The sequence below is a fragment of the Sinorhizobium prairiense genome (assembly GCF_029201645.2).
In the GTDB taxonomy this organism is placed as follows: domain Bacteria; phylum Pseudomonadota; class Alphaproteobacteria; order Rhizobiales; family Rhizobiaceae; genus Sinorhizobium; species Sinorhizobium meliloti_A.
The window spans coordinates 2,895,987-2,920,474 of the sequence record NZ_CP104131.1; the positions used below are offsets into that span (position 1 = coordinate 2,895,987).

The 24,488-nt window shown below is 63.8% G+C and carries 20 protein-coding genes, 1 other RNA gene and 1 pseudogene; 5 read left to right on the forward strand and 17 right to left on the reverse strand.

What is annotated here, in order from left to right; translation table 11 throughout:
- Nucleotides 1-16: 16 nt before the first annotated feature.
- Nucleotides 17-439: an iron response transcriptional regulator IrrA gene (gene irrA / locus N0Q91_RS16720; RefSeq protein WP_018093869.1), complete on the reverse strand. Its 423-nt coding sequence runs from the start codon at nucleotides 437-439 to the stop codon at nucleotides 17-19.
- A 377-nt stretch (nucleotides 440-816) separates the two neighbouring features.
- Here irrA and fabA point away from each other — a divergent pair, with 377 nt between their 5' ends.
- The 3 genes from fabA to fabI are packed head-to-tail and all read left to right on the forward strand — an operon-like array spanning nucleotide 817 to nucleotide 3,413.
- On the forward strand, nucleotides 817-1,332 hold the full coding sequence (fabA, locus tag N0Q91_RS16725; RefSeq protein WP_003534377.1) for a 3-hydroxyacyl-[acyl-carrier-protein] dehydratase FabA: 516 nt from the start codon (nucleotides 817-819) through the stop codon (nucleotides 1,330-1,332).
- Nucleotides 1,333-1,381: 49 nt separating this feature from the next.
- The gene (gene fabB, locus N0Q91_RS16730) at nucleotides 1,382-2,602 is read left to right on the forward strand and encodes a beta-ketoacyl-ACP synthase I (RefSeq protein WP_018093868.1); all 1,221 of its coding nucleotides are present in this window, start codon (nucleotides 1,382-1,384) and stop codon (nucleotides 2,600-2,602) included.
- Between the two features lie 4 nt (nucleotides 2,603-2,606).
- Nucleotides 2,607-3,413, forward strand: a complete 807-nt coding sequence (fabI, locus tag N0Q91_RS16735; protein ID WP_018093867.1) for an enoyl-ACP reductase FabI — start codon at nucleotides 2,607-2,609, stop codon at nucleotides 3,411-3,413.
- Between the two features lie 137 nt (nucleotides 3,414-3,550).
- Here the strand turns inward: fabI and N0Q91_RS16740 are convergent, their stop codons facing one another.
- From N0Q91_RS16740 to rimP, 10 genes are all read right to left on the reverse strand, one after another.
- Nucleotides 3,551-4,567 (reverse strand): class I SAM-dependent methyltransferase, encoded by a 1,017-nt coding sequence (locus N0Q91_RS16740; RefSeq protein WP_275596971.1) that lies wholly within the window; start codon nucleotides 4,565-4,567, stop codon nucleotides 3,551-3,553.
- Nucleotides 4,568-4,647: 80 nt separating this feature from the next.
- Nucleotides 4,648-6,801 (reverse strand): polyribonucleotide nucleotidyltransferase, encoded by a 2,154-nt coding sequence (gene pnp, locus N0Q91_RS16745; protein ID WP_275596972.1) that lies wholly within the window; start codon nucleotides 6,799-6,801, stop codon nucleotides 4,648-4,650.
- A gap of 364 nt (nucleotides 6,802-7,165) precedes the next feature.
- Entirely contained in the window at nucleotides 7,166-7,435 is a 270-nt protein-coding gene (gene rpsO, locus N0Q91_RS16750) for a 30S ribosomal protein S15 (protein WP_003534369.1), read from the reverse strand.
- Nucleotides 7,436-7,672: 237 nt separating this feature from the next.
- Nucleotides 7,673-9,391, reverse strand: coding sequence for a sensor histidine kinase (locus tag N0Q91_RS16755; protein ID WP_275596973.1), 1,719 nt, complete (start codon nucleotides 9,389-9,391; stop codon nucleotides 7,673-7,675).
- A 193-nt stretch (nucleotides 9,392-9,584) separates the two neighbouring features.
- Complete coding sequence (gene truB / locus N0Q91_RS16760; RefSeq protein ID WP_275596974.1) at nucleotides 9,585-10,520, reverse strand: tRNA pseudouridine(55) synthase TruB; 936 nt, start codon at nucleotides 10,518-10,520, stop codon at nucleotides 9,585-9,587.
- Nucleotides 10,521-10,532: 12 nt separating this feature from the next.
- Nucleotides 10,533-10,940, reverse strand: a complete 408-nt coding sequence (rbfA, locus tag N0Q91_RS16765) for a 30S ribosome-binding factor RbfA (RefSeq protein WP_100670045.1) — start codon at nucleotides 10,938-10,940, stop codon at nucleotides 10,533-10,535.
- Nucleotides 10,941-11,098: 158 nt separating this feature from the next.
- Nucleotides 11,099-13,768, reverse strand: coding sequence for a translation initiation factor IF-2 (gene infB / locus N0Q91_RS16770; protein ID WP_275596975.1), 2,670 nt, complete (start codon nucleotides 13,766-13,768; stop codon nucleotides 11,099-11,101).
- A gap of 105 nt (nucleotides 13,769-13,873) precedes the next feature.
- Nucleotides 13,874-14,566: an RNA-binding protein gene (locus N0Q91_RS16775; RefSeq protein WP_003534364.1), complete on the reverse strand. Its 693-nt coding sequence runs from the start codon at nucleotides 14,564-14,566 to the stop codon at nucleotides 13,874-13,876.
- 5 nt (nucleotides 14,567-14,571) lie between these two features.
- Complete coding sequence (nusA, locus tag N0Q91_RS16780) at nucleotides 14,572-16,200, reverse strand: transcription termination factor NusA (RefSeq protein ID WP_275596976.1); 1,629 nt, start codon at nucleotides 16,198-16,200, stop codon at nucleotides 14,572-14,574.
- Between the two features lie 45 nt (nucleotides 16,201-16,245).
- The gene (gene rimP / locus N0Q91_RS16785) at nucleotides 16,246-16,863 is read right to left on the reverse strand and encodes a ribosome maturation factor RimP (RefSeq protein ID WP_003534362.1); all 618 of its coding nucleotides are present in this window, start codon (nucleotides 16,861-16,863) and stop codon (nucleotides 16,246-16,248) included.
- A 210-nt stretch (nucleotides 16,864-17,073) separates the two neighbouring features.
- On the opposite strand from rimP, the gene N0Q91_RS16790 reads away from it, so the two are divergent.
- Nucleotides 17,074-18,729, forward strand: a complete 1,656-nt coding sequence (locus N0Q91_RS16790) for an MFS transporter (protein WP_018093857.1) — start codon at nucleotides 17,074-17,076, stop codon at nucleotides 18,727-18,729.
- A 122-nt stretch (nucleotides 18,730-18,851) separates the two neighbouring features.
- On the opposite strand, the gene N0Q91_RS16795 is transcribed toward N0Q91_RS16790, so the two are convergent.
- The 6 genes and pseudogenes from N0Q91_RS16795 to ffs all read right to left on the reverse strand — a co-directional run bounded on the left by N0Q91_RS16795 (nucleotide 18,852) and on the right by ffs (nucleotide 23,975).
- Nucleotides 18,852-20,090: a lytic murein transglycosylase gene (locus N0Q91_RS16795; RefSeq protein WP_275596977.1), complete on the reverse strand. Its 1,239-nt coding sequence runs from the start codon at nucleotides 20,088-20,090 to the stop codon at nucleotides 18,852-18,854.
- Between the two features lie 37 nt (nucleotides 20,091-20,127).
- Nucleotides 20,128-20,733 carry a recombination mediator RecR gene (recR, locus tag N0Q91_RS16800; RefSeq protein ID WP_275596978.1) on the reverse strand — a complete coding sequence of 202 codons (606 nt, stop codon included), beginning with the start codon at nucleotides 20,731-20,733 and terminating at the stop codon, nucleotides 20,128-20,130.
- A gap of 51 nt (nucleotides 20,734-20,784) precedes the next feature.
- The gene (locus tag N0Q91_RS16805) at nucleotides 20,785-21,396 is read right to left on the reverse strand and encodes a LysE family translocator (RefSeq protein ID WP_275596979.1); all 612 of its coding nucleotides are present in this window, start codon (nucleotides 21,394-21,396) and stop codon (nucleotides 20,785-20,787) included.
- 76 nt (nucleotides 21,397-21,472) lie between these two features.
- Nucleotides 21,473-21,795, reverse strand: a pseudogene (locus tag N0Q91_RS16810) (YbaB/EbfC family nucleoid-associated protein).
- A gap of 107 nt (nucleotides 21,796-21,902) precedes the next feature.
- Nucleotides 21,903-23,780: a DNA polymerase III subunit gamma/tau gene (locus tag N0Q91_RS16815; RefSeq protein ID WP_275596980.1), complete on the reverse strand. Its 1,878-nt coding sequence runs from the start codon at nucleotides 23,778-23,780 to the stop codon at nucleotides 21,903-21,905.
- A gap of 97 nt (nucleotides 23,781-23,877) precedes the next feature.
- Nucleotides 23,878-23,975: signal recognition particle sRNA small type (ffs, locus tag N0Q91_RS16820), an RNA gene on the reverse strand.
- Nucleotides 23,976-24,039: 64 nt separating this feature from the next.
- Between ffs and N0Q91_RS16825 the strand changes: the two genes are divergently transcribed.
- Complete coding sequence (locus N0Q91_RS16825) at nucleotides 24,040-24,486, forward strand: HIT domain-containing protein (RefSeq protein ID WP_275596981.1); 447 nt, start codon at nucleotides 24,040-24,042, stop codon at nucleotides 24,484-24,486.
- Nucleotides 24,487-24,488 lie beyond the last annotated feature (2 nt).

The window sequence follows — 24,488 nt, forward strand, 5'->3', positions numbered from 1 at the left end:
GCGAGAGCGACGACGCTCAGCGCTCGCTCTTGTGACGCAGCCGGATTACCACGTCGACATGGGAGATTTCCATGCCTTCCGGCGGTTCGGGGAGATTGTCTATCTGAATATTGCTCACCGGAATGTCGAGGACTTCGTTTTCGCCCTCGATGAAGAAATGGTGGTGATCCGAGACATTCGTATCGAAATAGGTCCTGGCGCTCTCGACGGCGAGGACGCGGATCATGCCGGCTTCGGTGAACTGGTGGAGCGTGTTGTAGACGGTCGCGAGCGAAACGGGAACGCCGGCCGTGACGGCCTCTTCATGGAGTTCCTCCACCGTCAGGTGACGGTCGCCCTTGGCGAAGATCAGATCGGCAAGCGCAACGCGCTGGCGCGTCGGGCGCAAACCCGAACTGCGCAGCCTCTCCTGTGAGGACATGTGCGTTGCTTTCGTCATCGACAGCCGTTCCGATATACCTGCGGGATCCGTGGATTATCAATTTGCGATATAACTTCTGGCGCCGCGGCTTTCAATAGATTCCGCACGTGCGAAGGCCGCAAACGCCTGAAAATCGGCCCAAAGCGGGGGAAGGCGGGCATTTAACTCTGGCCGCCGCCACATTCATACTGTAAGCGACGGCGGAATGATGTCACCATTCCGAGCGGTTCGGCGACGATGAGAGAGCTTTCCTACACCCGCATGCCGCCCTATTTGGAACGTCACGAGCCGTAGCCCGCATCGCAGCCGCGGATGACAGGTTGCGCTTCAAATCAGACCGAACTTGCACTAAAGCAGGTCGGAGAACACATAATAGACTCGGGAAGCAACCATTCATGACCACCAGACAATCCAGCTTCAGCTATGAGGAAATCCTGATCTGCGGCCGAGGCGAAATGTTTGGCCCCGGCAATGCGCAGCTGCCGCTGCCGCCGATGCTGATGTTCAACCGCATCACCGACATTTCGGAAACGGGCGGACCAAACGACAAGGGTTATGTCCGCGCCGAATTCGACATTACGCCGGATCTCTGGTTCTTTCCCTGCCACTTCATGGGCGATCCGGTCATGCCCGGCTGCCTCGGTCTCGACGCAATGTGGCAATTGACCGGTTTCTTCCTCGGCTGGCTCGGCGAGGCCGGCAAGGGCCGCGCCATCTCGACCGGGGAGGTGAAGTTCACCGGCATGGTGACGCCGAAGACCAAGCTGGTAGAATACGGCATCGACTTCAAGCGCGTCATGCGCGGCCGTCTGGTTCTTGGCATCGCCGACGGCTGGATGAAGGCCGATGGCGAAACGATCTACAAGGCCACCGATCTCAGGGTCGGCCTCTTCCAGGAAAAGGCCGACTGAACTGCGGGCAATCCCCGCACGGTTCCAATCGAAGAAAAGGTCATCTGACATGAGACGGGTTGTTGTAACGGGCCTCGGCATCGTTTCCTCGATCGGCAGCGATGCCGACGAAGTCACCGCGTCGCTCCGCGATGCGCGGTCGGGCATCACGTTTTCTCCGGATTTTGCCGAGCACGGCTTCAAGTGCCAGGTCTGGGGAGCGCCGACGCTCGATCCGAGCGACCTCGTCGACCGCCGCGCCATGCGCTTCCTGTCCCAGGGCGGCGCCTGGAACCATGTGGCGATGAAGCAGGCGATCGCCGATTCCGGGCTCGAGGCCGGCGACATCACCAATGAGCGCACCGGCATCATCATGGGTTCGGGCGGCCCTTCTACCCGCGCGATCGTCGAAGCGGCGGAGATCACCCGCAAGAACAACAGCCCGAAGCGGATCGGCCCCTTCGTGGTGCCGAAGGCGATGTCGTCTACGGCTTCGGCGACGCTTGCGACCTGGTTCCAGATCCACGGCGTCAACTACTCGATCTCGTCGGCCTGCTCGACTTCGGCGCATTGCATCGGCAATGCCGCGGAAATGATCCAGTGGGGCAAGCAGGACGTCATGTTCGCGGGCGGCCACGAGGATCTCGACTGGACCATGTCCAATCTCTTCGACGCCATGGGCGCCATGTCGTCGAAGTACAACGACACGCCATCCGTCGCCTCACGTGCCTATGACGCGAACCGCGACGGCTTCGTCATCGCCGGCGGTGCCGGCGTTCTCGTTCTGGAAGAACTGGAGCGCGCCAAGGCGCGCGGCGCCAAGATCTATGCGGAAATCGTCGGTTACGGCGCCACTTCGGACGGCTACGACATGGTCGCGCCTTCCGGCGAGGGCGCGGTGCGCTGCATGCGCCAGGCGCTGGCCACGGTGAAGGGCGAGGTCGACTACATCAATACCCACGGCACTTCGACGCCGGTCGGCGATCAGAAGGAGATCGGCGCCATCCGCGAGGTCTTCGGCGAAAAGATGCCGCATGTGCAGTCCACGAAATCGCTGACCGGCCACTCGCTCGGCGCCGCCGGCGTGCAGGAATCGATCTACGGTCTCCTGATGATGCAGGCCGGCTTCATCGGCGAAAGCGCTCACATCACCGAGCTCGACCCCGAATTCGAAGGCGTGCCGATCGTCCGCAAGCGCATCGACAATGCCAAGATCGACACGGTTCTTTCGAACTCCTTCGGCTTCGGCGGCACGAACGCGACGCTCGTCTTCCAGCGCTATAACGGATAACACGATGAACGGACTGATGAACGGAAAGCGCGGCCTCATCATGGGCGTCGCCAACAACCATTCTATTGCCTGGGGTATCGCCAAGTCTCTCGCCGCTCAGGGCGCCGAGCTCGCCTTCACCTATCAGGGCGAAGCTCTCGGCAAGCGCGTCAAGCCGCTGGCTGCGGAGGTCAATTCCGACTTCCTGCTCCCCTGCGACGTCGAGGACCTCGACTCCGTCGACGCAGTCGTCGACGCCATAAGGGAGCGCTGGGGCAAGCTCGATTTCGTCGTCCACGCCATCGGCTTCTCGGACAAGAACGAGCTAAAGGGTCTCTATGCCGACACGACGCGGGACAATTTCAGCCGCACCATGGTGATCTCCTGCTTCTCCTTTACCGAGATTGCCAAGCGTGCAGCGGAGCTGATGAGCGAGGGCGGCACCATGCTGACGCTCACCTATGGCGGCTCGATGCGGGTCATGCCGAACTACAACGTCATGGGCGTCGCCAAAGCCGCGCTCGAAGCTTCGGTCCGCTACCTTGCCGCCGACTACGGAGCGCGCGGCATCCGCGTCAATGCGATCTCGGCCGGTCCGATCCGGACGCTTGCAGGCGCCGGCATTTCCGACGCGCGCGCGATGCTCTCCTGGCAGCAGAAGAACTCGCCCCTGCGCCGGACCGTCACCATAGAAGACGTCGGCAGTTCCGCACTTTATCTGCTCTCGGACCTCTCGCGCGGCGTCACCGGGGAAATTCACTATGTGGATTCCGGCTACAACATCACTTCGATGCCGACGCTCGAAGCCTTGCGGGTCGCAGACGCGGATTAAGCAGGGATTGCCCCTTACCTAACCCTCTCCCCGCTTTCGGAGACGGGCAAGGGGGTCAGAACGGACGCCGCACCTCCCTTCGCCCCGCTTGCGGGGAGAAGGCGGCCGGCAGGCCGGATGAGGGGCTGTTCACTGGGTCAGCGTTTCGCCCAGAGCACCTTGAAGCGCGCATTGCGGCAGGTCTCGCCGATTTCCTTGAAATTCTCCGCCAGGACCGGCTCATAGGGAAGTCCGCGATTGGCGACGAGCATCAGCCGGCCACCATGCTTCAGCGACTTGGCGGCCGCCTTGATCATTGCCGCGCCGAGCGCGGGCTCGGCAGCATGGCCCTCGTGGAAGGGCGGGTTCATGACGATAAGGTCGTATTTGTCGCGCGTCTCTTCCGCCGTCAGGTCGTGCCAAAAGAAGCGAGCCGCCGTCGAAGGCGCATTCGCCGCCATATTTGCCCGTGCCGCCTCCAGTGCTTCGAAATCCGCTTCGAACAGATCGATGCCCTTGAGGTTCGGCGAAGCCTCGGCAAGCTTGACGGAGAGATAACCCCAGCCGGCGCCGAAATCCGCCGCGTGACCGGTGAAATCGCGCGGCAGCCGCGACGCGAGCAGTTCCGAGCCGGCATCGACGCGGTCATGCGAGAACATGCCGGGCGATGCCACGAACAGGCCGTCGACGCGCACCGGGACCTTGGCGAGCGCCGAGATGGCCTTGGCAACCTCCTCCGGGCGCGTGAACCAGAAGGCAACGCCGTGATATTTGGGCATCGAGTCACCATCCCAGCCGAACTTGTCGATCCGCTTGCGCAGCGACTGAATGCCGTCCTCCTTGCCGCCGGCGACCACGATCAGCGCGCCCGCGCGGGTGCGTTTCAACGCCTGCGCAATGCGGTCTTCGTTCTCGCCCTTGTGCCTGCCGCACAGAACGAGCGCGGCGTCGTAGCCGTCGCCCACGGCGACCGGCGCCACATCGGCGCGAGCTGCCGTCAGCGCGCGGTAGAGGGGCTTCAGCGGCTGTACGGCCGAGACGTCCGCAGCAAAGCCCTCCGGCAAGCGGTAGCCCGCCTCGGCGCCGAGGAAGAGCACCCGCTCGCCCTCTCCCGGCGGATCGATGATCCCCGTTGCGAAGGGATGGAACAGTGTTTTCAGCGCGTCGCGGCTCATGGGTTCGATTCCGTTTTCGTCACGAGAAAGGGCGCGAAGCGATCCGCTCCGCGCCCTGAATGGTTTCAGCCGAGGGCGGCTTACTCGGCGGCTTCGCCGCCGTCCTTCTTTTCGCCCTTCTCGGCAACGATCTCCTTGCCGGTCGCCTGATCGACGACCTTCATGGAGAGGCGAACCTTGCCGCGCTCGTCGAAGCCCATCAGCTTGACCCAGACCTTATCGCCTTCCTTGACGACGTCGGTTGTCTTGGCAACGCGCTCGGAAGCGAGCTGCGAGATGTGAACGAGACCGTCGCGGGCGCCGAAGAAGTTGACGAAGGCGCCGAAATCAGCCGTCTTGACGACGGTGCCTTCATAGACCTGACCGACTTCCGGCTCGGCGACGATCGAGTGGATCCACTTGCGGGCGGCCTCGATCTCCTTGGCGGAAGCCGAGGCGATCTTGACGGTGCCGTCGTCGTCGATATTGATCTTGGCGCCGGTCTTTTCGACGATCTCGCGGATGACCTTGCCGCCCGAGCCGATGACTTCACGGATCTTGTCGACCGGAATGTTCATGACTTCGATGCGCGGCGCGAACTCGCCGAGCTGGCCGCGGCTCTCGGAGATGGCCTTGGCCATTTCGGCGAGAATATGCAGGCGGCCTCCCTTGGCCTGGTTGAGGGCAACACCCATGATCTCCTCGGTGATGCCTTCGATCTTGATGTCCATCTGCAGCGAGGTGATGCCGGTGTCCGTGCCCGCGACCTTGAAGTCCATATCGCCGAGGTGGTCTTCATCGCCGAGAATGTCGGAGAGGACGGCGAAACGGTCGTCTTCCTTGATGAGGCCCATGGCAATGCCGGCAACCGGCTTGGCGAGCGGAACGCCCGCATCCATCAGTGCAAGCGACGTGCCGCAGACGGTTGCCATGGAGGAGGAACCGTTGGACTCGGTAATCTCGGAAACGACGCGCAGCGTGTATGGGAACTGTTCCGTGGTCGGCAGCATCGGATGGATGGCGCGCCAGGCGAGCTTGCCGTGGCCGATCTCGCGGCGGCCCGGAGAACCCATGCGGCCCGTTTCACCGACCGAATAGGGCGGGAAGTTGTAATGCAGCATGAAGTTCTCCTTGTACATGCCGGTCAAGGAATCGACATACTGCTCGTCTTCGCCGGTGCCGAGCGTGGCAACGACGATCGCCTGCGTTTCACCGCGGGTAAAGAGCGCCGAACCGTGCGTGCGCGGCAGGATGCCGACTTCGGCGACGATCGGGCGAACCGTGACGAGGTCGCGGCCATCGATGCGGCTCTTCGTGTCGAGGATGTTCCAGCGAACGATCTTGGCCTGCAGGTGCTTGAAGACAGCGGCGATCTCTTCGGCGGTATGGGCCGGGTTCTCGACGCCTTCCGGCAGGAAATGTTCTTTGACCTTTGCCTTTACCGCGTCCACGGCGGCATAGCGTGCGGCCTTCTCGGTGACCTTATAGGCGTTGCGCAGCTCGTCTTCGGCGATCGAAAGCATCGCGTTTTCGAGAGCGGAATGATCTTCCGGATTGAATTCGCGCGGCTCCTTGGCGGCAACTTCTGCGAGCCTGATGACAGCGTCGATCACCGGCTGGAAGCCCTTCTGGCCGAAAACGACGGCGCCGAGCATGACATCTTCCGGCAGCTCTTTCGCTTCCGACTCCACCATCAGCACGGCTTCCTGCGTGCCGGCGACGACGAGGTCGAGCGTGGATTCGTCCATTTCGTCGAGATGCGGGTTGAGAACGTATTCGCCGTTGATGTAGCCAACGCGGGCACCGCCGACCGGGCCCATGAAGGGAACGCCGGAAAGCGTCAATGCAGCGGATGCCGCGACCATCGCGACGACGTCCGGGTTGTTCTCGAGGTCATGCTGCATGACCGTGACGATGACCTGGGTATCGTTCTTGTAGCCCTCCGGGAAGAGCGGGCGGATCGGCCGGTCGATCAGACGCGACACCAGCGTCTCGTTTTCGCTGGGGCGGCCCTCACGCTTGAAATAGCCGCCGGGAATCTTGCCGGCAGCGTAGGTCTTTTCCTGATAGTTGACGGTGAGCGGGAAGAAATCCTGGCCTGGCTTCGGTGCCTTCGCCGAAACCACCGTGGCGAGCACGACGGTTTCGCCGTAGGTCGCGAGAACGGCACCATCGGCCTGCCGCGCGATTTTTCCGGTTTCGAGCTTGAGCGGACGCCCCGCCCATTCGATTTCTACCTTGTGTGTCTCGAACATGTTCTGTCCTTCGTGTGCGACAGACCTTCCGCGGCTCAAAAAGCGCGGGCGATCTCAAAGCCGCATGGTGGCGCATCACGGGCAAGACAACGGGAGGCTTCAAAGAAAACCGGCCGCATACCGCTTTGCCGCGCTGCGTATAGCAGCCGCTTCGGCAAGCAGGCGCCGAAGCATCCTGCAATCCTGCCCCATGACGGGCCATTGGTTGATCCGCGATCCCGGCCCATCCGGTCCGCTGGACGTTGCGCGTCCGATAGGACGCGCGGCGCTGTGGCGCCCTGTACAATACCCTAGGCCTTTTGAAGAGCGCACGGGCTGTAGAAAAAGCCGGCGGGTTGCCGAGGCAACCCGCCGGACCAGTCGTTTAGCGACGGATGCCCAGGGCACCGATCAGCTTGGTGTAGCGCGCCTCGTCCTTCTTCTTCAGATAGTCGAGGAGCGACCGCCGGCTGGAAACCAGCGCGAGGAGGCCACGTCGGGAGTGATTGTCCTTCTTGTGGTCCTTGAAGTGTTCGGTCAGGTTGTTGATCCGTTCCGTCAGGATGGCAACCTGAACTTCCGGAGAACCGGTGTCGCCTTCTACGGTTGCGAATTCCTTGATGATCTGAGCTTTGCGCTCTGCAGTAACCGACATCGTTTGATCCTTTCGTTCGAGGATTTGAGGGTCGCCGGCAGCCGGGATGTCGTCCAGCTACGGCCGTTCGCACGAAGAGGCGGCGCCTTTCGCTGGCGTGCCTATAACCGAATCCGTTCCAAAAGGAAAGGGTCATGAAACCGCTGCGCGGCACCGCCTCCCGCGCACCGTCAATTCCGGTTGCGCACGGATGCTCCGGCATCCATTTGCGGTGGTTTGCTCAGGACGATCCGCCCCTCAACCGCCTGGCTCCTGCGAGGAAAGTTCCTCGCCGCGCGGGATGCGTATCCGCCATTCGATGCCATCCGCATGCATCGTCCTTTCGAGCTCCGCACGAAGCGCAAGGCCGAGCATGCGCTCGAGCACGACCGTGCCGAAGCCTCGGCGGGCCTTCTTTCCGGAAGGCGCGACGATATCGGCACCCCTCTCGCGCCAGCGAATGTCGATCGCACCCTCCGCCACCGACCACTCGACCTGGATCATGCCGGTCTGGTTGGCGAGCGCTCCATGCTTTATGGCATTGGTAGCCAGTTCATGCAGCGCCATGCCAAGGGTCTGCGCCATCTGGGCGTCCAGCCGCAGAGCAGGTCCGCTGAGCACGACGCGGTCGGACTCGGCCGGCATGAACGGCTGAAGCTGGTTGCGCACGAGTTCGCGGAAGTCGACTCCGGAGGCGGCGTTGGCCACCATGAGGTCGGTCGAGCGCGCGAGGCCCGCAAGGCGCTTGCGAAACGCCTCGACGAAATCCGACGGCTCCTCGGCCGAATTTGCCGACTGCGCCAGCATCGACTGGATGACGGTGAGCTGGTTCTTCGCGCGATGCGCGACCTCCCGCATCAGCAGGCGAATCTCGCCTTCGGCCTTGGCCCTGGCCGTCGCTGCGCTTGCGAGCGCGGTCGATACCGCCTCGACCTCGGTGATCATGTAGCGGCGCGCTTCGACGGGCTCGCCCGCTCCCAATCGCCGTGCATCCATGGCCAGCAACCGGACGCCCTGTGTGAGCAGCCGCGCGATGGTTAGTGAACCGGCGACCGCGATGCTTGCGAAAATGATCCCGCCGAAGGAGAGCCAGAGGAAGGACCATAGCATCGGCTGATCGACGATGGCGCTCGGCGCCCAAGCGACGATACGCCACCCGGTCACCACCGAAAACTCGGACGCGACGCGATAGTCCACACCCCTCGCGGTGGTATTGCTGACGCCGATGCTGAGCAACGGCAATTCGTCGAGAAAGAACGGGTCGCCGGATTTCACCGACGAGTCCGAGGAGACGATCACCTTGCCTTTTCCGTCGACGAGCGCGGCATTCCACCCGGGCGAAAGCGTGTCGCGGTTGACGGCTTTCGTCATGCGCTGGGCATCCTGCCTAAGACCCAGCAGATACTTCTTTCCGTCGGGCGTCGTGACCGGCAGATACACGGTGAAGACCCAGCCCTTTCCGATTTCGGCCGGGAAAGCCCCTGAAACCAGCGGTGCGGTACTCTGCAGGGCGAGATCGACCTCCGGATCCTTCGCCTGCCCGAGCGGCGTCCCGAAGGGAACGCGGGTGCTCAGGAGAAGATCATGGTCGGCGTCGACGATGATCAGGTGGGAATCGGTGTTGGCCAATGCGACCGATGCACGGTCGTATAAGCCTCGCATGTCGGCGAGGTCCACGGCGCCGGATTTCGCCAGCACCCGGAGCGTCGTCAGCATGCCGTCGACCTCGCGCTCGACGATGCGCGTGACCGAGCCGGTGGAGGCGCGCAGCAGAGACGTGACTTCCTCCCTCTGCGCGTCGAGATTGCGCTGCAGGATCACGAAGGAAAAGATGAAAGGCGGTATGATGGCGATCAGCAGCAGCGAGATCAGGTAGAAGCTGAAGGGCCTGCGAAGATAATCGCGGACGAAGCCGGCGGCGGCCTGCAGGCTGCCGGATGAAGCATCTTCCCGGCTCTTCTCTGACGCTTCCACCATATGTACGCCTCTTGCCGATTCCCTGCCGCATTACCGGAGCGGGTGCCGTGTGCTTCCGGGCCGCCCGTCCATGATTCGAGCGCGGCCGGCAGGCCCACAATGACAATATGGGCTTCGGCGCACAACGAGTATACGCCGCGCGTGCCGCGCCGCTCGACTTTAAACGCGCAAGATCGATTTTCGACCAGCAGAATTATTGGGAGGCGAAAACGCGCTTCGGCCGGAACTCGCCCTGCGCGATCTCACCGATCGCCACGAGCTTGCCCTGAACGGTGGCATAGGCCTCGGGCGCGGGCAGCGGTGCGTCACGCCCGCGCAGGATGATCGGATTGCCCATTTTGAGCCGGTGCGCCTGGTCGTCGCTGACCGCGATATGCGGCAGGTCGGACAGGGCCTCCCCCGTGTCGATCAGATAGGCGTCGAGCGCGGCGAGACGCTCCGCCTCGTCCTCGATCTTTTCCAGTGCCACGAGGTCGGCGAGCGGCACCATGTCCTCCTCGCCGAAAGGAGCGACGAAGGTGCGGCGCAGCGACGCGATATGACCGAAGCAGCCGAGATCGCGGCCCATGTCTCGGGCAAGCGAACGGACATAGGTGCCTTTGCCGCACTCGATCTCGAAGTGAGCGAGATTCGGAGCCGAACCGATGAGCGACAGGCGGAAGACCTCCACCTCCCGCGCCGGGATCTCGACGGTTTCGCCGTCGCGGGCGAGATCGTAGGCGCGCTCGCCGCCGATCTTGATCGCGGAGAACTGCGGCGGCACCTGCGCGATTACGCCGGTATATTTCGGCAGCAGGGCGCGGATCGCCTCTTCCTCCGGACGCGCGGCGGAAGAGCGGACGGCTTCGCCTTCGAGATCGTCGGTGGAGCGCTCCTCGCCCCAGGCCACCGTGAATTCGTAGATCTTGCGGCCGTCCATGACGTAGGGAACGGTTTTCGTCGCGTCGCCGAGCGCGATCGGCAGCATGCCGGAGGCGAGCGGATCGAGCGTGCCGGCATGGCCCGCCTTCTGCGCCTTGAACAGCCACTTGATCTTGGATACGGCCTCGGTCGAACCGAAATCGAGGGGTTTGTCGAGGATCAGCCATCCCGAAATCGGACGGCCCTTTGGTTTACGGGGTCTGGACATCGGTTCTGTCGCTTACTCTTCGTCGTCGGCGTCGCGATCGAGGTCGCGACTGACCTCCGGCGAGCGCAGCAGCGAGTCGATCTTCTGATAGTTGTCGAAGCTGGTATCGTCCCGGAACCGGACGTCCGGCATGTATTTCATCTGCCGCAATTGCGGGCCGAGCCGCCCGCGAATGAATTTCGCATGCCTGTTCAGCGCTTCGATAACCGCCGCGTGATCGGCGACCCCGAGTGGGGTCACATAGGCCGTGGCGATCTTCAGATCGGGCGACATGCGCACCTCGGAAATGGAAATCACCGTGTTTTCGATCAGCGGATCGAGTACTTCACCGCGTTGCAGCACCTGCGTGATCGCTGCGCGCACCTGTTCGCCGACGCGCAGCATGCGCTGGGACGGAGCGGAGGATGTGGATTTGGCCATCGTTTCACCCTGGACCGCGCCGATCGGGCGTATCAAACCCTCATCGAAACGCGATCGGTTCCAACATGCGAGAGGCGGGCGGCGTCGCGCGCCTTCTCACTCAAAAAAAGCGAGCGCCGGAGCCGATCCGGCGCTCGCCAATACCCTGCCGGATCGGATCAGAGCGTCCGCGTGACGTGTTCGACGCGGAAGCACTCGATCGTGTCGCCGGCACGGATGTCCTCGTAGTTCTCGAAGGCCATACCGCATTCCTGGCCGGACTGAACCTCGGAGACTTCGTCCTTGAAGCGCTTGAGCGTCTTGAGCTTGCCTTCGTGGATGACGACGTTGTCGCGTACCAGACGGACGCCGACGCCACGTTCGACCTTGCCCTCGGTGACGCGGCAACCCGCGACCTTGCCGACCTTGGTGATGTTGAACACCTCCAGGATCTCGGCATTGCCGAGGAAGGTCTCGCGCCGCTCCGGCGACAAGAGACCGGACATCGCCGCCTTCACGTCATCCACCAGGTCGTAGATGATGTTGTAGTAGCGGATCTCGATGCCGGCACGCTCGGACGCATCCCGCGCCTGCTTGTTGGCACGGACGTTGAAGCCGATGATGGCTGCGTTCGAAGCTTCCGCAAGCGAGACGTCCGACTCGGTGATGCCGCCGGCACCCGAGTGAACGATGCGGGCGCGCACTTCGTCTGTGCCCAGCTTGTCCAGAGCGCCGGAGATCGCTTCGATCGAGCCCTGCACGTCGCCCTTGATGACCAGCGGGAACTCCTTGACGCCGGAGGTCTGGAGCTGGGTCATCATCTGCTCGAGCGAACCGCGCGAACCGGACTGGCGTGCAACCGCCTTCTCGCGGGCGAGCCGCTGGCGATATTCCGAAATCTCGCGCGCCCGGCTCTCGCTCTCGACGACGGCGAAGCGATCGCCCGCCGCCGGCGTTCCGGAGAGGCCGAGAACCTCGACCGGCGTCGACGGCCCGGCGGCCTTCACATGTTCGCCCTTGTCGTTGACGAGTGCGCGCACACGGCCCCACTGATCGCCCGCGACGATGATCTGGCCCGGAGTGAGCGTACCCTTCTGCACGAGGACGGTCGCAACCGCACCGCGGCCGCGGTCGAGCTCGGCTTCCACCACCGTGCCTTCGGCCGTCCGGTTCGGATTAGCCTTGAGGTCGAGGATTTCGGACTGCAGCAGGATCGCCTCGAGAAGCTTGTCGAGGTTGGTCTGGTTCTTGGCCGAAACCTCGACGTCGAGAACCTCACCGCCCATGGATTCGACGAAGACTTCGTGCTGCAGCAGCTCGGTGCGGACCTTCTGCGGATTCGCGGACGGCTTGTCGATCTTGTTGATCGCCACGATGATCGGAACGCCGGCCGCCTTGGCATGGTTGATCGACTCGATCGTCTGCGGCATCACGCTGTCGTCGGCCGCGACGACGAGGACGGCGATGTCCGTCGCCTGGGCGCCGCGGGCGCGCATGGCCGTGAAGGCCGCGTGGCCGGGCGTGTCGATGAAGGTGATCTTCTGGCCGTTCTGCTCGACCTGGTAGGCACCGATGTGCTGCGTGATGCCGCCTGCCTCGCCGGCAACCACGTTGGCGTGGCGGATGGCGTCGAGCAGCGACGTCTTGCCGTGGTCGACGTGACCCATGATCGTCACGATCGGCGGCCGCGACTGCATGTCGTCGTCCACGTCGGAGATATTGAAGATGCCTTCCTCGACGTCCGATTCGGAAACGCGCTTGACCGTGTGGCCGAATTCGCCGGCGATGAGCTCCGCGAGATCGGCGTCGATCAGGTCGCCGGGCTTCATCATCTGGCCTTCCTTCATCAGGAACTTGATGACGTCGACCGCGCGCTCGGACATGCGCTGCGACAATTCCTGAATCGTGATGGTTTCCGGCAGGACGACTTCGCGGGAGATCTTCTCGCGCGTTTCCTGCATCTGGCTGCGCTTGAACTTCTCCTGGCGGCGGCGCATCGCCGAAAGCGAACGGCCGCGCTGGCTGCCATCCTCGTCCACGGCAGCCGTCGTAAGCGTCAGCTTGCCCTGGCGGCGGCCCTCGTCACCCTTTGCGCGGGGAGCGGGCTTGGCCGGTTCCGGACGCACGACCTTGCCGCGGGGAGCACCGGCACCGCTGCGGCGGCGTTCGTCTTCCTCGCTCTCGGTCCCGCGGCGGCCGCGAAGTGCTGCACCGTCCGGCCCCGCCGGCGTTGCAGCCGGAGCCGGGCGTCCCGGCTGCGGGCGCGTCTCGACACGGCGTTCGCCGACGGCGGGACTTGCAGCCTCGACCTTCTCCTCGATCTTTTCAGCCTCTACCGGGGGGCGTGCAGCCTCTTCGGCGGCACGGCGCGCAGCCTCTTCCTTCTCGCGGGCGAGGCGCTCTTCCTCCTCGCGCCGGCGGCGCACTTCGTCCTCGGCGCGACGCTTGGCTTCCTCGGCGTCGCGAATCTGGGCTTCCGCCAGGGCGCGGCGGCGGGCTTCCATCTCACCGGCAGAGAGGTCGTTCAGGACGACACCGCCGCGAGGGCGGTTCTGTTCCTGGCGCGGCTGGTGCGGCTGCGGCTGAGGAGCCGGACGACCCGAGGGCTGCGGCGGCATCGGACGCTGCTCAGCCGGGCGGGCGGCAGGCGTGGCGGCAACCGGCGTGATCGGGCGCTCGTCCTTGTGCTTCAGCGGGCCGCGCGTTCTCTTGGTCTCGACCACGACCGCCTTGGTGCGACCGCGACCCATATCCTGACGCACCGTGCCCTGCGTCACCCCGGAGGGCTTCAGGGTCAGCGTCTTCTTGCCCGCTACGCTGAGTGTCTTGTCGTCTTTGTTGTCCGTCATTCCGTTCCGTTCCTAGCGATCAGGGCCGGATACGAAACCCCTGACCCTGTCTTCCAAATTGTCTCAAACAATGCTCGCTATGCCGGTCTCTGCCGGTGACGCGCTTCATTGCTGTGGCTTGCCAGCGCCGCCTTCGGCCCGGACCGGGACGGATCCTCGGTACTTTTCGAGCATGATTGCGCGCTTCACTACACCTTCACCTGCCTGCCCTGCAAGCGCTGCGGCATGGATAAAGGCATTACTTCCCAAAAGTCCCTCCATTTCCGCCCCCGTGAAGGGGCGGAAAGCGGGTATTTCCGTTTCGTCCTCGCTGACGAAGCTCATCGCCTTGCGGGCCTGATCGATCTTGCGGACGCCATCCGCGGCCGCATCGATCGCATGAAAGACGGCCAGCGCGGCAAGGCCGCGCACCGCCTGCTCCGTCTTCGTCGCGCCGGAGATGAACTGGCCCGCCTTGCGCGCCATGTTCATCATGCCCGCGAGCTGCTCGGCGAGAAGTCTCTCGACCTCGTCCGCGAGCCCGGCATTCGCCTTCACTTCGGCGCGAAGAGCGCGGGCGAAGAGCTTCTTCGCCACCGCTTTTTCCACGAGCTGCCGCTCGGACTTGACCCAACATCCGCGCCCCGGGAGCTGCCGCTTCAGATCCGCAACGACGACGCCGTCGGGGCCGGCGACAAAGCGGATCAACTCTTCAGGAGAGCCGCTCTCACGCGTGACGATACAGGTCCGGTTGTTGCCGTTCCGGTCCTTCGGACCCTTGTCCGCAGGCAGGCTGTCGGCATCGATCTCGACGATCATCGCGATCAGGCGTCCTGATCCGCGCCTTCGGCGACCTCGATCGTCTCATCCTGCTCCTGCTCCTCCTCCTGCTGCTTGACCAGATCCTCTTCGGTGATCCAGCCGGCGGCCAGGCGAGCCTGCACGATCATGGTTTCGGCCTCTTCCCGGGTGACTTCGAACTTCGAGAAGATGCCCTCGAAGCGCTTGGTCTCTCCATCCTTGCGCTCGGTCCAGCCGACGAGGTCGTCGGCGGCGCAGCCGGCAAAGTCCTCGATCGTCTTGATGCCTTCCTCGCCGAGAGCGACCAGCATCTGGCTGGTGAGGCCATCGATTGTCCGCAGCTCGTCGGAAACGCCGAGCTCCTTGCGCTTGGCATCCATTTCCGCCTCGATCTTTTCGAGATATTCGCGGGCGCGGGTCTGGAGCTCGTTTGCCGTATCCTCGTCGAAGCCCTCGATGGAGGAGATTTCGTCGAGTTCGACATAGGCGAGCTCTTCGACCTGGGCGAAGCCCTCGGAGGCGAGCACCTGACCGACCATCTCGTCGACGTCCAGCGCATCCATGAAGAGCTGCGTGCGCTCGTTGAATTCCTTCTGGCGACGCTCGCTTTCCTCCTGCTCGGTGAGGATATCGATGTCCCAGCCGGTCAGCTGCGAGGCAAGGCGCACGTTCTGGCCGCGGCGGCCGATCGCGAGCGAAAGCTGCTCGTCCGGAACCACGACCTCGATGCGTTCCGCGTCCTCGTCGAGAACCACCTTGGCCACTTCCGCCGGCTGCAGCGCATTGACGATGAAGGAAGCCGGATCCGGCGACCAGGGAATGATATCGATCTTCTCGCCCTGGAGCTCGCCGACCACGGCCTGCACGCGCGAGCCGCGCATACCGACGCAGGCGCCGACCGGATCGATCGACGAATCGTTGGAGACGACGGCGATCTTGGCGCGCGAGCCCGGGTCGCGGGCAACCGACTTGATGTGAATGATACCGTCATAGATTTCCGGCACCTCCATGGTGAAGAGCTTCACCATGAACTGCGGATGCGTGCGCGACAGGAAGATCTGCGGTCCGCGCTGCTCGCGGCGGACGTCGTAGACGAAGGCGCGGACGCGGTCGCCATAGCGCATGTTCTCACGCGGGATCATCTCGTCGCGGCGGATGATGCCCTCGCCACGGCCGAGATCGACGATGACGTTGCCGTATTCGACGCGCTTGACGGTGCCGTTGACGATCTCGCCGACACGATCCTTGAACTCCTCGTACTGACGATCGCGCTCGGCTTCGCGCACCTTCTGCACGATCACCTGCTTGGCGGACTGGGCGGCGATGCGGCCGAAATCCATGGGCGGCAGCGGATCGGCGATGAAATCGCCGAGCTTTGCATCGGGATTGCGGTCGCGGGCGAGCTCGATCGGGATCTGGGTCGAATAGTCCTCGGCCTTCTCGACCACTTCCAGGAGACGCTGGAGACGGATTTCACCGGTCTTCGGATTGATGTCGGCGCGGATGTTCGATTCCGAACCGTAGCGCGAACGAGCCGCCTTCTGGATCGCGTCCGCCATCGCGGCCAGAACGATCTCACGGTCGATGACCTTTTCGCGTGCCACAGCATCTGCGATCTGCAGAAGTTCGAGCCGGTTAGCACTGACTGCCATGTCTTGTCTCCGTCTGTTGCAGGCGCATCGAAAGCGCACCCAGCCTTATTCGTTGTCTGTGTCTTCGTCTTCGAAGTTTTCGTTGGCGGCGCGCGCGGCCTTGGCTTTCTTGTCGGCCGTCAGCGCGTCGCGGATGAGCTCGTCCGTCAGGATCAGTCGCGCCTCCGAAAGCGCCGTGAACGGGATCGCGACTGCCGCCTCTTCACCATAGGCGGGCTGGTCGCGCTCGAGCCGGAAGCCATCCTCGTCCACCGAAACGATCTTGCCGCGAAAGCGCTTGCGCCCGTCGACCATGACCGAGGTCTCGCACTTCACCAGATGGCCCTGCCAGCGGATGAAGTCGGACCTGCGCACCATGGGGCGATCGATCCCCGGGGACGACACTTCGAGATGATACGCCTTGTCGATCGGATCTTCCACATCGAGAACCGGCGAGATCGCTTTGGAGACCTCCTCGCAATCCTCGACGGTCATGGTGCCGTCGTTGCGTTCGGTCATGACCTGCAGCGTCAGGCCGTTCTGACCGGACATACGCACGCGCACCAGGCGGAAACCCATATCCACGAGCACCGGCTCGATGATGTCGGCAACACGCCGGTCGAGGCCGGTTTCGGTAATCAGCCGGGGTTCATTCGTATTTTCAGCCGTTGTCGTATCGGACAAACGATCCTCTCCTCGTCGGACCGGCTAATAAAAAGAGCGGGTCCTCACGGCCCCACTCTTCATCTAACCGATCAAGAATTTGAGGCTCATATACGCTTCATTGCCGTAAATTGCAAGGGTCGCGCAGGCGCCGGGTCGGACCTTTCGGCCCGAACGCAAGTTTCAGCGTCTGGCGCATCGCGTTCCGAGGTTTATAACGAAGCAATCCACATGACGAGCAACCGAAAGAGATCAGAGGTGACGAACCGCATATCGCCGTTGGCGCCCTTCAGGCACGACATCTTCCGCACCATCTGGATCGCGAGCCTTGCCTCCAATTTCGGCGGGCTGATCCAGGCCGTGGGTGCGGCCTGGCTCATGACGTCCATTTCGCAATCGGTGAACATGGTGGCGCTGGTGCAGGCGTCGACCTCGCTGCCGATCATGCTCTTCTCGCTGGTTTCCGGCGCACTTGCCGACAATTTCGACCGGCGGCGGATCATGCTCGTCGCGCAGAGCTTCATGCTCGCCGTCTCGGCGCTGCTCACGGTCTGCGCCTATTACGGTATCGTTACGCCGTGGCTACTGCTCATCTTCACCTTTCTTCTCGGCTGCGGCACCGCTCTCAACAACCCGTCCTGGCAAGCCTCGGTCGGCGACATGGTTCCGCGCGACGACCTGCCGGCTGCAGTCGCGCTGAACAGCATGGGATTCAATCTTACCCGCAGCGTCGGTCCGGCGATCGGCGGCGCCATCGTGGCGGCCGCGGGTGCGGCGGCTGCCTTTGCCGCCAACACGCTCAGCTATTTCGCGATCCTTTTCGCGCTCGCGCGATGGAAACCGGTCGCTCCCGAAAACCGGCTGCCGCGCGAGACGCTCGGGCGCGCGGTTTCTGCGGGGCTGCGCTACGTGGCGATGTCGCCGAATATCGGTAAAGTGCTCGTGCGCGGCTTCGCCTTCGGCCTTTCGGCGAGCGCCATACTTGCACTGCTGCCGCTGGTGGCACGCGACCTCGTCGGCGGCGGCCCGCTCACCTACGGCGTCATGCTCGGCGCCTTCGGCGTCGGCGCGATCGGCGGCGCGCTCCTGAGTGCAAGGCTGAGGGAATTCCTCACCAGCGAGGCAATCGTGCGCTATGCCTTCGCCGGCTTCGCCTTCAGCGCCCTGGTCACGGCCATCAGCTCGCAGGCCTGGCTGACCTGCCTCGTGCTCGCCGTGTCCGGTGCCTGCTGGGTGCTGGCGCTGTCGCTCTTCAACACGACGGTGCAACTCTCCACGCCGCGCTGGGTCGTCGGCCGGGCGCTTTCGCTCTACCAGACCATGACCTTCGGCGGGATTGCCGGCGGCAGCTGGCTCTGGGGCGTCACTGCCGAACAATACGGCGCGGCCAACGCACTCATCGGCTCCTGTCTTCTGATGCTCGCGGGAGCGGCAATCGGACTGCGCTTCGCCCTGCCGGAGTTCAAGTCGCTCAATCTCGACCCGCTCAACCGCTTCAACGAGCCGCTGCTCGAGCTCGACCTGAAGCCGCGCAGCGGCCCCATCGTCGTCATGATCGACTACGAGATCGCCGATGAGGACATCCCCGAGTTCCTGAAAACGATGGCGGAGCGGAGGCGTATCCGCATCCGCGACGGAGCCGGCCACTGGGCGCTGATGCGCGACCTCGAAAACCCGACCACCTGGACCGAGACGTACCACGTGCCGACCTGGGTCGAATATGTCCGCCACAATCAGCGGCGCACCCAGGCCGACGCCGCCGTCGGCGACAAGCTGACCGCGTTCCATCGCGGCCCGAACCCGCCGCGTGTCCATCGCATGATCGAGCGCCAGACGATCGTTCCCGATCACTACGAGCGCTACAAGCGATCCGTCGAGATGCATTGAGGAGAGTCGGGGCGTGATCGCTCCCTGAAAAACTCCCCCCACCCCCTCCGCTCATGAGGAGGGATTGGGGAGGGGCGATCGATGGGATCGTGAAAGGCGGAACCGCCCATCGGCCACGTCACTCACCGAAGCTTTGCTTTCAGCGAAACATCCGGAAAGCATGTCGGCTCGAGGCCGCTCTTCGCCTGCCAGTCGCCGAGCGAGCGGCGCGTCTTGTAGCCCGGCAGCCCGTCGGCCTTGCCGACGTCGTAGCCTTTCGCGACCAGCGCCTTCTGCATTCCGAGCACATCGGATCGCAACATGCCGCCGACATCGCCCCATCTGCCGCGGAAGGCACCGCCGCCGGAAGCGATGCGATCGGCCAGATTGCCGATATACAGCGCGTAGAGATCGGAATTATTGTATTCCTTGATCACGTAGAAATTCGGCGTGACGATGAATTGCGGTCCATGGGTCCCCGCCGGCACGAGCATCATGCCTGCCGCGGCACGCTCTGCCGCCGGGAAGGCCTTTCCCGAAATGCGGCCGATCCCCATGCCGGCCCATTCGGCGATCGGGCGGGCAAGGTCAGGGCCTTCCTGGGCGCAGGAGACGCCCGAGGGGATCGCGACCTCGAAACCCCAGTCGCGCCCGCTCTGCCAACCCTTCTGCGCCAGATAATTGGCAATCGAAGCGAGGCTGTCCGGCACGGAATTCCAGATGTCGCGGCGTCCGTCCCCGTCGAAATCGACGGCGTATTTCAGAAAGCTCGAAGGCAGGAACTGCGGCTGGCCCATGGCACCTGCCCAGGAGCCGCGCATCTGTGCCTCCTTGACGTCACCGCTGTCGAGAATATGCAGCGCCGCGATCAGTTCGCGCCGGAAAAGCTCGGGCCGGGTCGACATGAAAGCCTTGGTCGCCAGCACATCCATGATCGGATGCGGGATCTTCGCCCGGCCGAAGCCGGATTCCTTGCCCCATATGGCAAGGACGATCGGACCGGGAACACCATAGGTCCTCTCGATCCGCTTCAAGGTCGAGGCGTGGGCGGAGGCGAGGCTGCGGCCCGTCGCAGCAAGACCCTGCAGGCGCTTTTCCGAGAAATAGGATCCGGGAGAGGAAAATTCGGCCTGGCTCTGCTTGCGCTGCTTCGGTTTGGGAAAGCCGGGCGGCGCGAGGTCGGGCAGGTCCCAGTCGAGCCGGACGTCCTCGAAGGCTGCTTCGAAGGCCGCATTCGATACGCCGGCCTTCTGCGCCTCCGGCCAGAGATCGTTTCGAAGCCACTGCCGGAACTGCGCTTCGACGTCGGCCTTGGAAGCGGCGAAGGAGAAGGTAGCGAAAGACAGGCAGGCCAGGAGCAGAATGGAAAGGAATCTCAGCATTTCTTTTCCTTGAAACTGAAGCTGCGGAGGCGAATGCTCAAATCGCCGTTCTCGCCCGGAGCGCGGCGGCCAGCGTTCCCTCGTCGAGATAGTCGAGCTCGCCGCCGACGGGCACGCCGTGGGCGAGGCGCGTGATCCTCACCGGCATGCCCTCGAGTCGATCGGTGATGTAATGCGCCGTCGTCTGGCCCTCGACGGTCGCGTTGACGGCGATGATCAGCTCGCGCACGTCGCCCTTGGCGACGCGGTCGATGAGGCCCCTGATGTTCAGATCCTCCGGCCCGATGCCGTCGAGCGGCGACAGCGTGCCGCCGAGCACGTGATAGGCGGCGTTCATGGCGCCGGCGCGCTCCAGCGCCCAAAGATCGGCGACGTCTTCGACCACGATGATCACCGCCTGGTCGCGCTGTTCGTCGGTGCAGACGGTGCAGGGGTCGATAGTGTCGACATTGCCGCAGCAGGAGCAGATCTTGACCTTGCGATGGGCCTCGCCCATGGCCTCGGCAAGGGGGCCGAGCAACTGTTCCTTCTTCTTGACGAGATGCAGCGCCGCGCGGCGGGCGGAACGAGGCCCGAGGCCCGGGACCTTCGCCAGGAGCTGGATCAGCTTTTCGATTTCGGGGCCGGTGACTCGCTTTGCCATGCCCGGCTTTTAGACCAACCGTCTATCGCCGCCAATCGGAATCGTAGCGCTTCAGCGCGTGGCGATGGCCACCGCCGCGCCGGCCATCGTGCCTGCGCTAGCACGGTTCACGATCCTTACCGCCCGGCGGCTCTTGAGGAACTGCCGCGCCTTTGCGGCCATAAGCACCCAGGTGACATCGATCGCGACGAGGACTACGAACATGGTCGCGACCAGTTCGGCCCAGCCGAAGAGGGTGACGGAGCCGAGATCGATGATCGAGGGCAGCAGCGCCACATAGAACATCATGATCTTGGGATTGCCGAGCGTGATCGTCAGCCCGGCGAAGAACATCTTCGATGCCGATCGCGCCTCCGGCAGGCTTTCGCCGGGCGTTTGCGGCTCGGCCGACCACATCTTCCAGGCGAGGAAGAGGAGATAGGCGACGCCCGCCCATTTGATCGCGACGAACATCCAATGGAACGTCTCGGCGATCGCCGCGAGACCGGCAACCGCAAAGGAGAGCCAGATCGCCTCACCGATCCACATGGCCGCGAGGAACGGCAAGACGTCGCGGGCGCCCTTGGACAGCACCCGGGCGACGAGCGCGGCAATGCTCGGCCCCGGCGACCCGGCGGCAATCAGCAGCGCCCCGGCAAAGACGAGCAGCGTTGCGACGGTCATGTCACTCCCTCCTCCGGAAAACGGTCCGCAAGATAGCACGCATCTCGGCTGGCGCCAGCCTCTGCGGGGCCGAGGATCAGAACGGCAGCTTCATGCCCGGGGGATCGGCAGACCGGCGGTCAGTTCGCGGGTTTTTTCCGCCTGCACCGCCTCGGCTTTGTCCTTGGCATCCTTATGGGCCGCGACGATCAGATCTTCGAGGATCTCGACATCGTCTTCCTTGAAGAGCGAGGGATCGACTTTAAGGCTTTTCATGTGGCCCTTGCCGTCGAGACGGACGGTGACGAGCCCGCCGCCGGAGGTGCCGTCGATTTCGAGCGCGGCGATTTCCGCCTGCATCTTCTCCATCTTGGCCTGCATTTCCTTGACCTTGCCCATCATGCCCATGATGTCGCGCATCGTCGTCTCCTGTTCTCTGGTATTCTTTGGCCCTACGCACTTCCGGACGAAAACCGTTACACGCTTTTCCTGGAAATACTCTGAAGCGCCGCGCCTGTGCGACGCGGCTACTCGATGTCGTCGCCCGGGACGATGTCGCCGTCCTCGGATTCGGCCGCGGCCGGAGCGAGGCTCTCGACCTCCTCTACCGCCGCTCGGATGCGCACGTCGGTGATCCTTGCCCCTGGAAAGCGCGCAAGAATGGCAGCGACGTCCGGGTCCTGGCGCGCATCGTTGACGCGCTGCTCCTGCGCGCGCTGCTCGGCCTCGACCAGCGTCGGTTCGCCCTGCTCCCGGCTGTAGCTCACGACCCAATGGATACCCGTCCATTCCTTGAGCTTGACGGCGAGTTCGTTCAGCAGCGTCTTCGGTGCGTCGTCGGGCAGATTGACGTCGAGCCGGCCGGGTTCGATATGCACGAGCCTCAGGAAACCGCGCACCATCGTCTTCAGCTTGATGTCGCGGTTTTTGGCGCAGAGATCGGCGATGTCGCCGATGGAATTGACAGCAACCTTCGGTTCGGGTTTAGGAGCGGCACTCGCCACCGTGCGCTCTTCGATGCGGCCGATACCGATCGGCTGGGCCGCGGAGCTCGGCACGGCGCGCAGCATGGTCGCGCCATTGCCGCTTGGACGCGAAACGGCCGTCTCCACGGCGCGAGCCTCGACCGGGGTGCCTGCAGGCGCCTGCGCACCGCCGCCGCCACCACCGCCGTTCGGGGCCGGGCGCCCGCCGCCTTCGCCACCCGAAAGATCGAGAAGCCGCCGCGCGGCCTCTTCGGGCGAAGGCAGATGGGCGGCATGGGCGAGCCTGATCAGCACCATCTCGGCAGCACCTGCGGGGCGCGCCGAGCTCTCCGCCTCGGGAATGCCCTTGAGCAGCATCTGCCAGACGCGCGACAGCGTCGTCACCGCAACGCTGCCGGCGAATTCGGCCCCGCGCGTGCGCTCGATCTCGCTCAGCGACTGGTCGTTGACCGCGTCGGGCACATATTTCAGCCTTGTCACGAGGTGGGTGAAGTCGGCAAGGTCGGTGAGGACCACGGTCGGATTGGCGCCGGCTTCGTATTGCGCGGCGAACTCGCCAAGCGCGGCGGCGACGTCGCCCTTGATGACATGCTCGAACAGATCGACGATCCGCGCCCGATCGGCAAGGCCGAGCATCGAACGCACGGTTTCAATCTCGACCGAACCGCCGCCATGGGCGATCGCCTGATCGAGCAGCGACAGGCCGTCGCGCGCCGAGCCTTCCGCTGCCCGCGCCACCATCGCCAGCGCCTCCGGATCGAAGGGCACTCCCTCCTTGCCCAGAATGGTGGAGAAAAGGCCGACCAGATCGGAAGCGCTGATGCGCCGGAGATCGAAGCGCTGGCAGCGCGACAGGACGGTAATCGGAACCTTGCGGATTTCGGTCGTCGCGAAAATGAACTTCACATGCTCCGGCGGCTCCTCGAGCGTCTTCAGCAAGCCATTGAAGGCCTGCGTCGAGAGCATGTGCACTTCGTCGATGATATAGACCTTGTAGCGCGCGGAGACCGGCCGATAGCGTACCTGCTCGATGATCTCGCGGATATCGTCGATCCCGGTATGCGAGGCGGCGTCCATCTCGATCACGTCGACATGGCGGCCGTCCATGATCGCCTGGCAATGTTCGCCGGGGACGCGAAGGTCGATGGTGGGCTTGTCGATCTCGGCGGCCTTGTAGTTCAGCGCCCGTGCCAGGATTCGCGCCGTCGTCGTCTTGCCGACGCCGCGAACGCCGGTCAGCATATAGGCCTGGGCGATGCGGCCGGTTTCGAAGGCGTTGGTGAGCGTGCGCACCATCGGCTCCTGGCCGACCATCAGGTCGGAGAAGTCCTTGGGACGGTATTTGCGCGCCAGAACACGGTAGGCGGCCGGTTTCTCGACGGGTAAAATCGGGGATGAAGTGGGCGCTTCGTCGCTCATCGACCCTGCCGCTGTTCGAACTCTTGTCCCGACAGGGACAAAGAAAGTGGTGCCCCGACAGGGACGAAGAAGGTGGTGTCCCGACAGGACGGAGAAGGTGGGAGGCTGGCACGATGACCCGTGCCGGGGCTCGTTAGGGCTGCTTCCTTCCGGACCTGACCCGGTTGGCGAGTGGCTCGTCCACCACCAACCTCCCGGCTTTCATATCGGCAATATCCGCAGCAAATGCAAGCCAAGCCTTTAAAAAACTGGTATCGATATGCAAAACAAAGCGAATCCGTTTGATGCCGAGGAGAGTTTCTTGACGACCTTCACGCTTGACGAGCGACTTGAGCGCGACGGCATACCGATCGGCACGCTCGGGCTGTGCCAGATGCGGCTGATGAACGATCGGCGCTGGCCCTGGCTGATCCTCGTACCCCAGCGCGCCGACATAACGGAGGTCTTCGAACTGACGCCGCTCGACCAGGCGATGCTCACCTTCGAGACCAATCTGGTAGCGGCAGGCCTGAAGAAGGCGACCGGCGCCGAAAAGATCAATATCGGCGCGCTCGGCAACATCGTCCGGCAGCTTCACGTGCATATCATCGCCCGTCGTGAAGGCGATCCGAATTGGCCGGGCCCGGTCTGGGGCTTCGGCAAGGCCGAGCCATGGCCGGAGGAGGAGCACAGGGCATTCGCAGCACGCATCATGGAAAATCTCTGAGC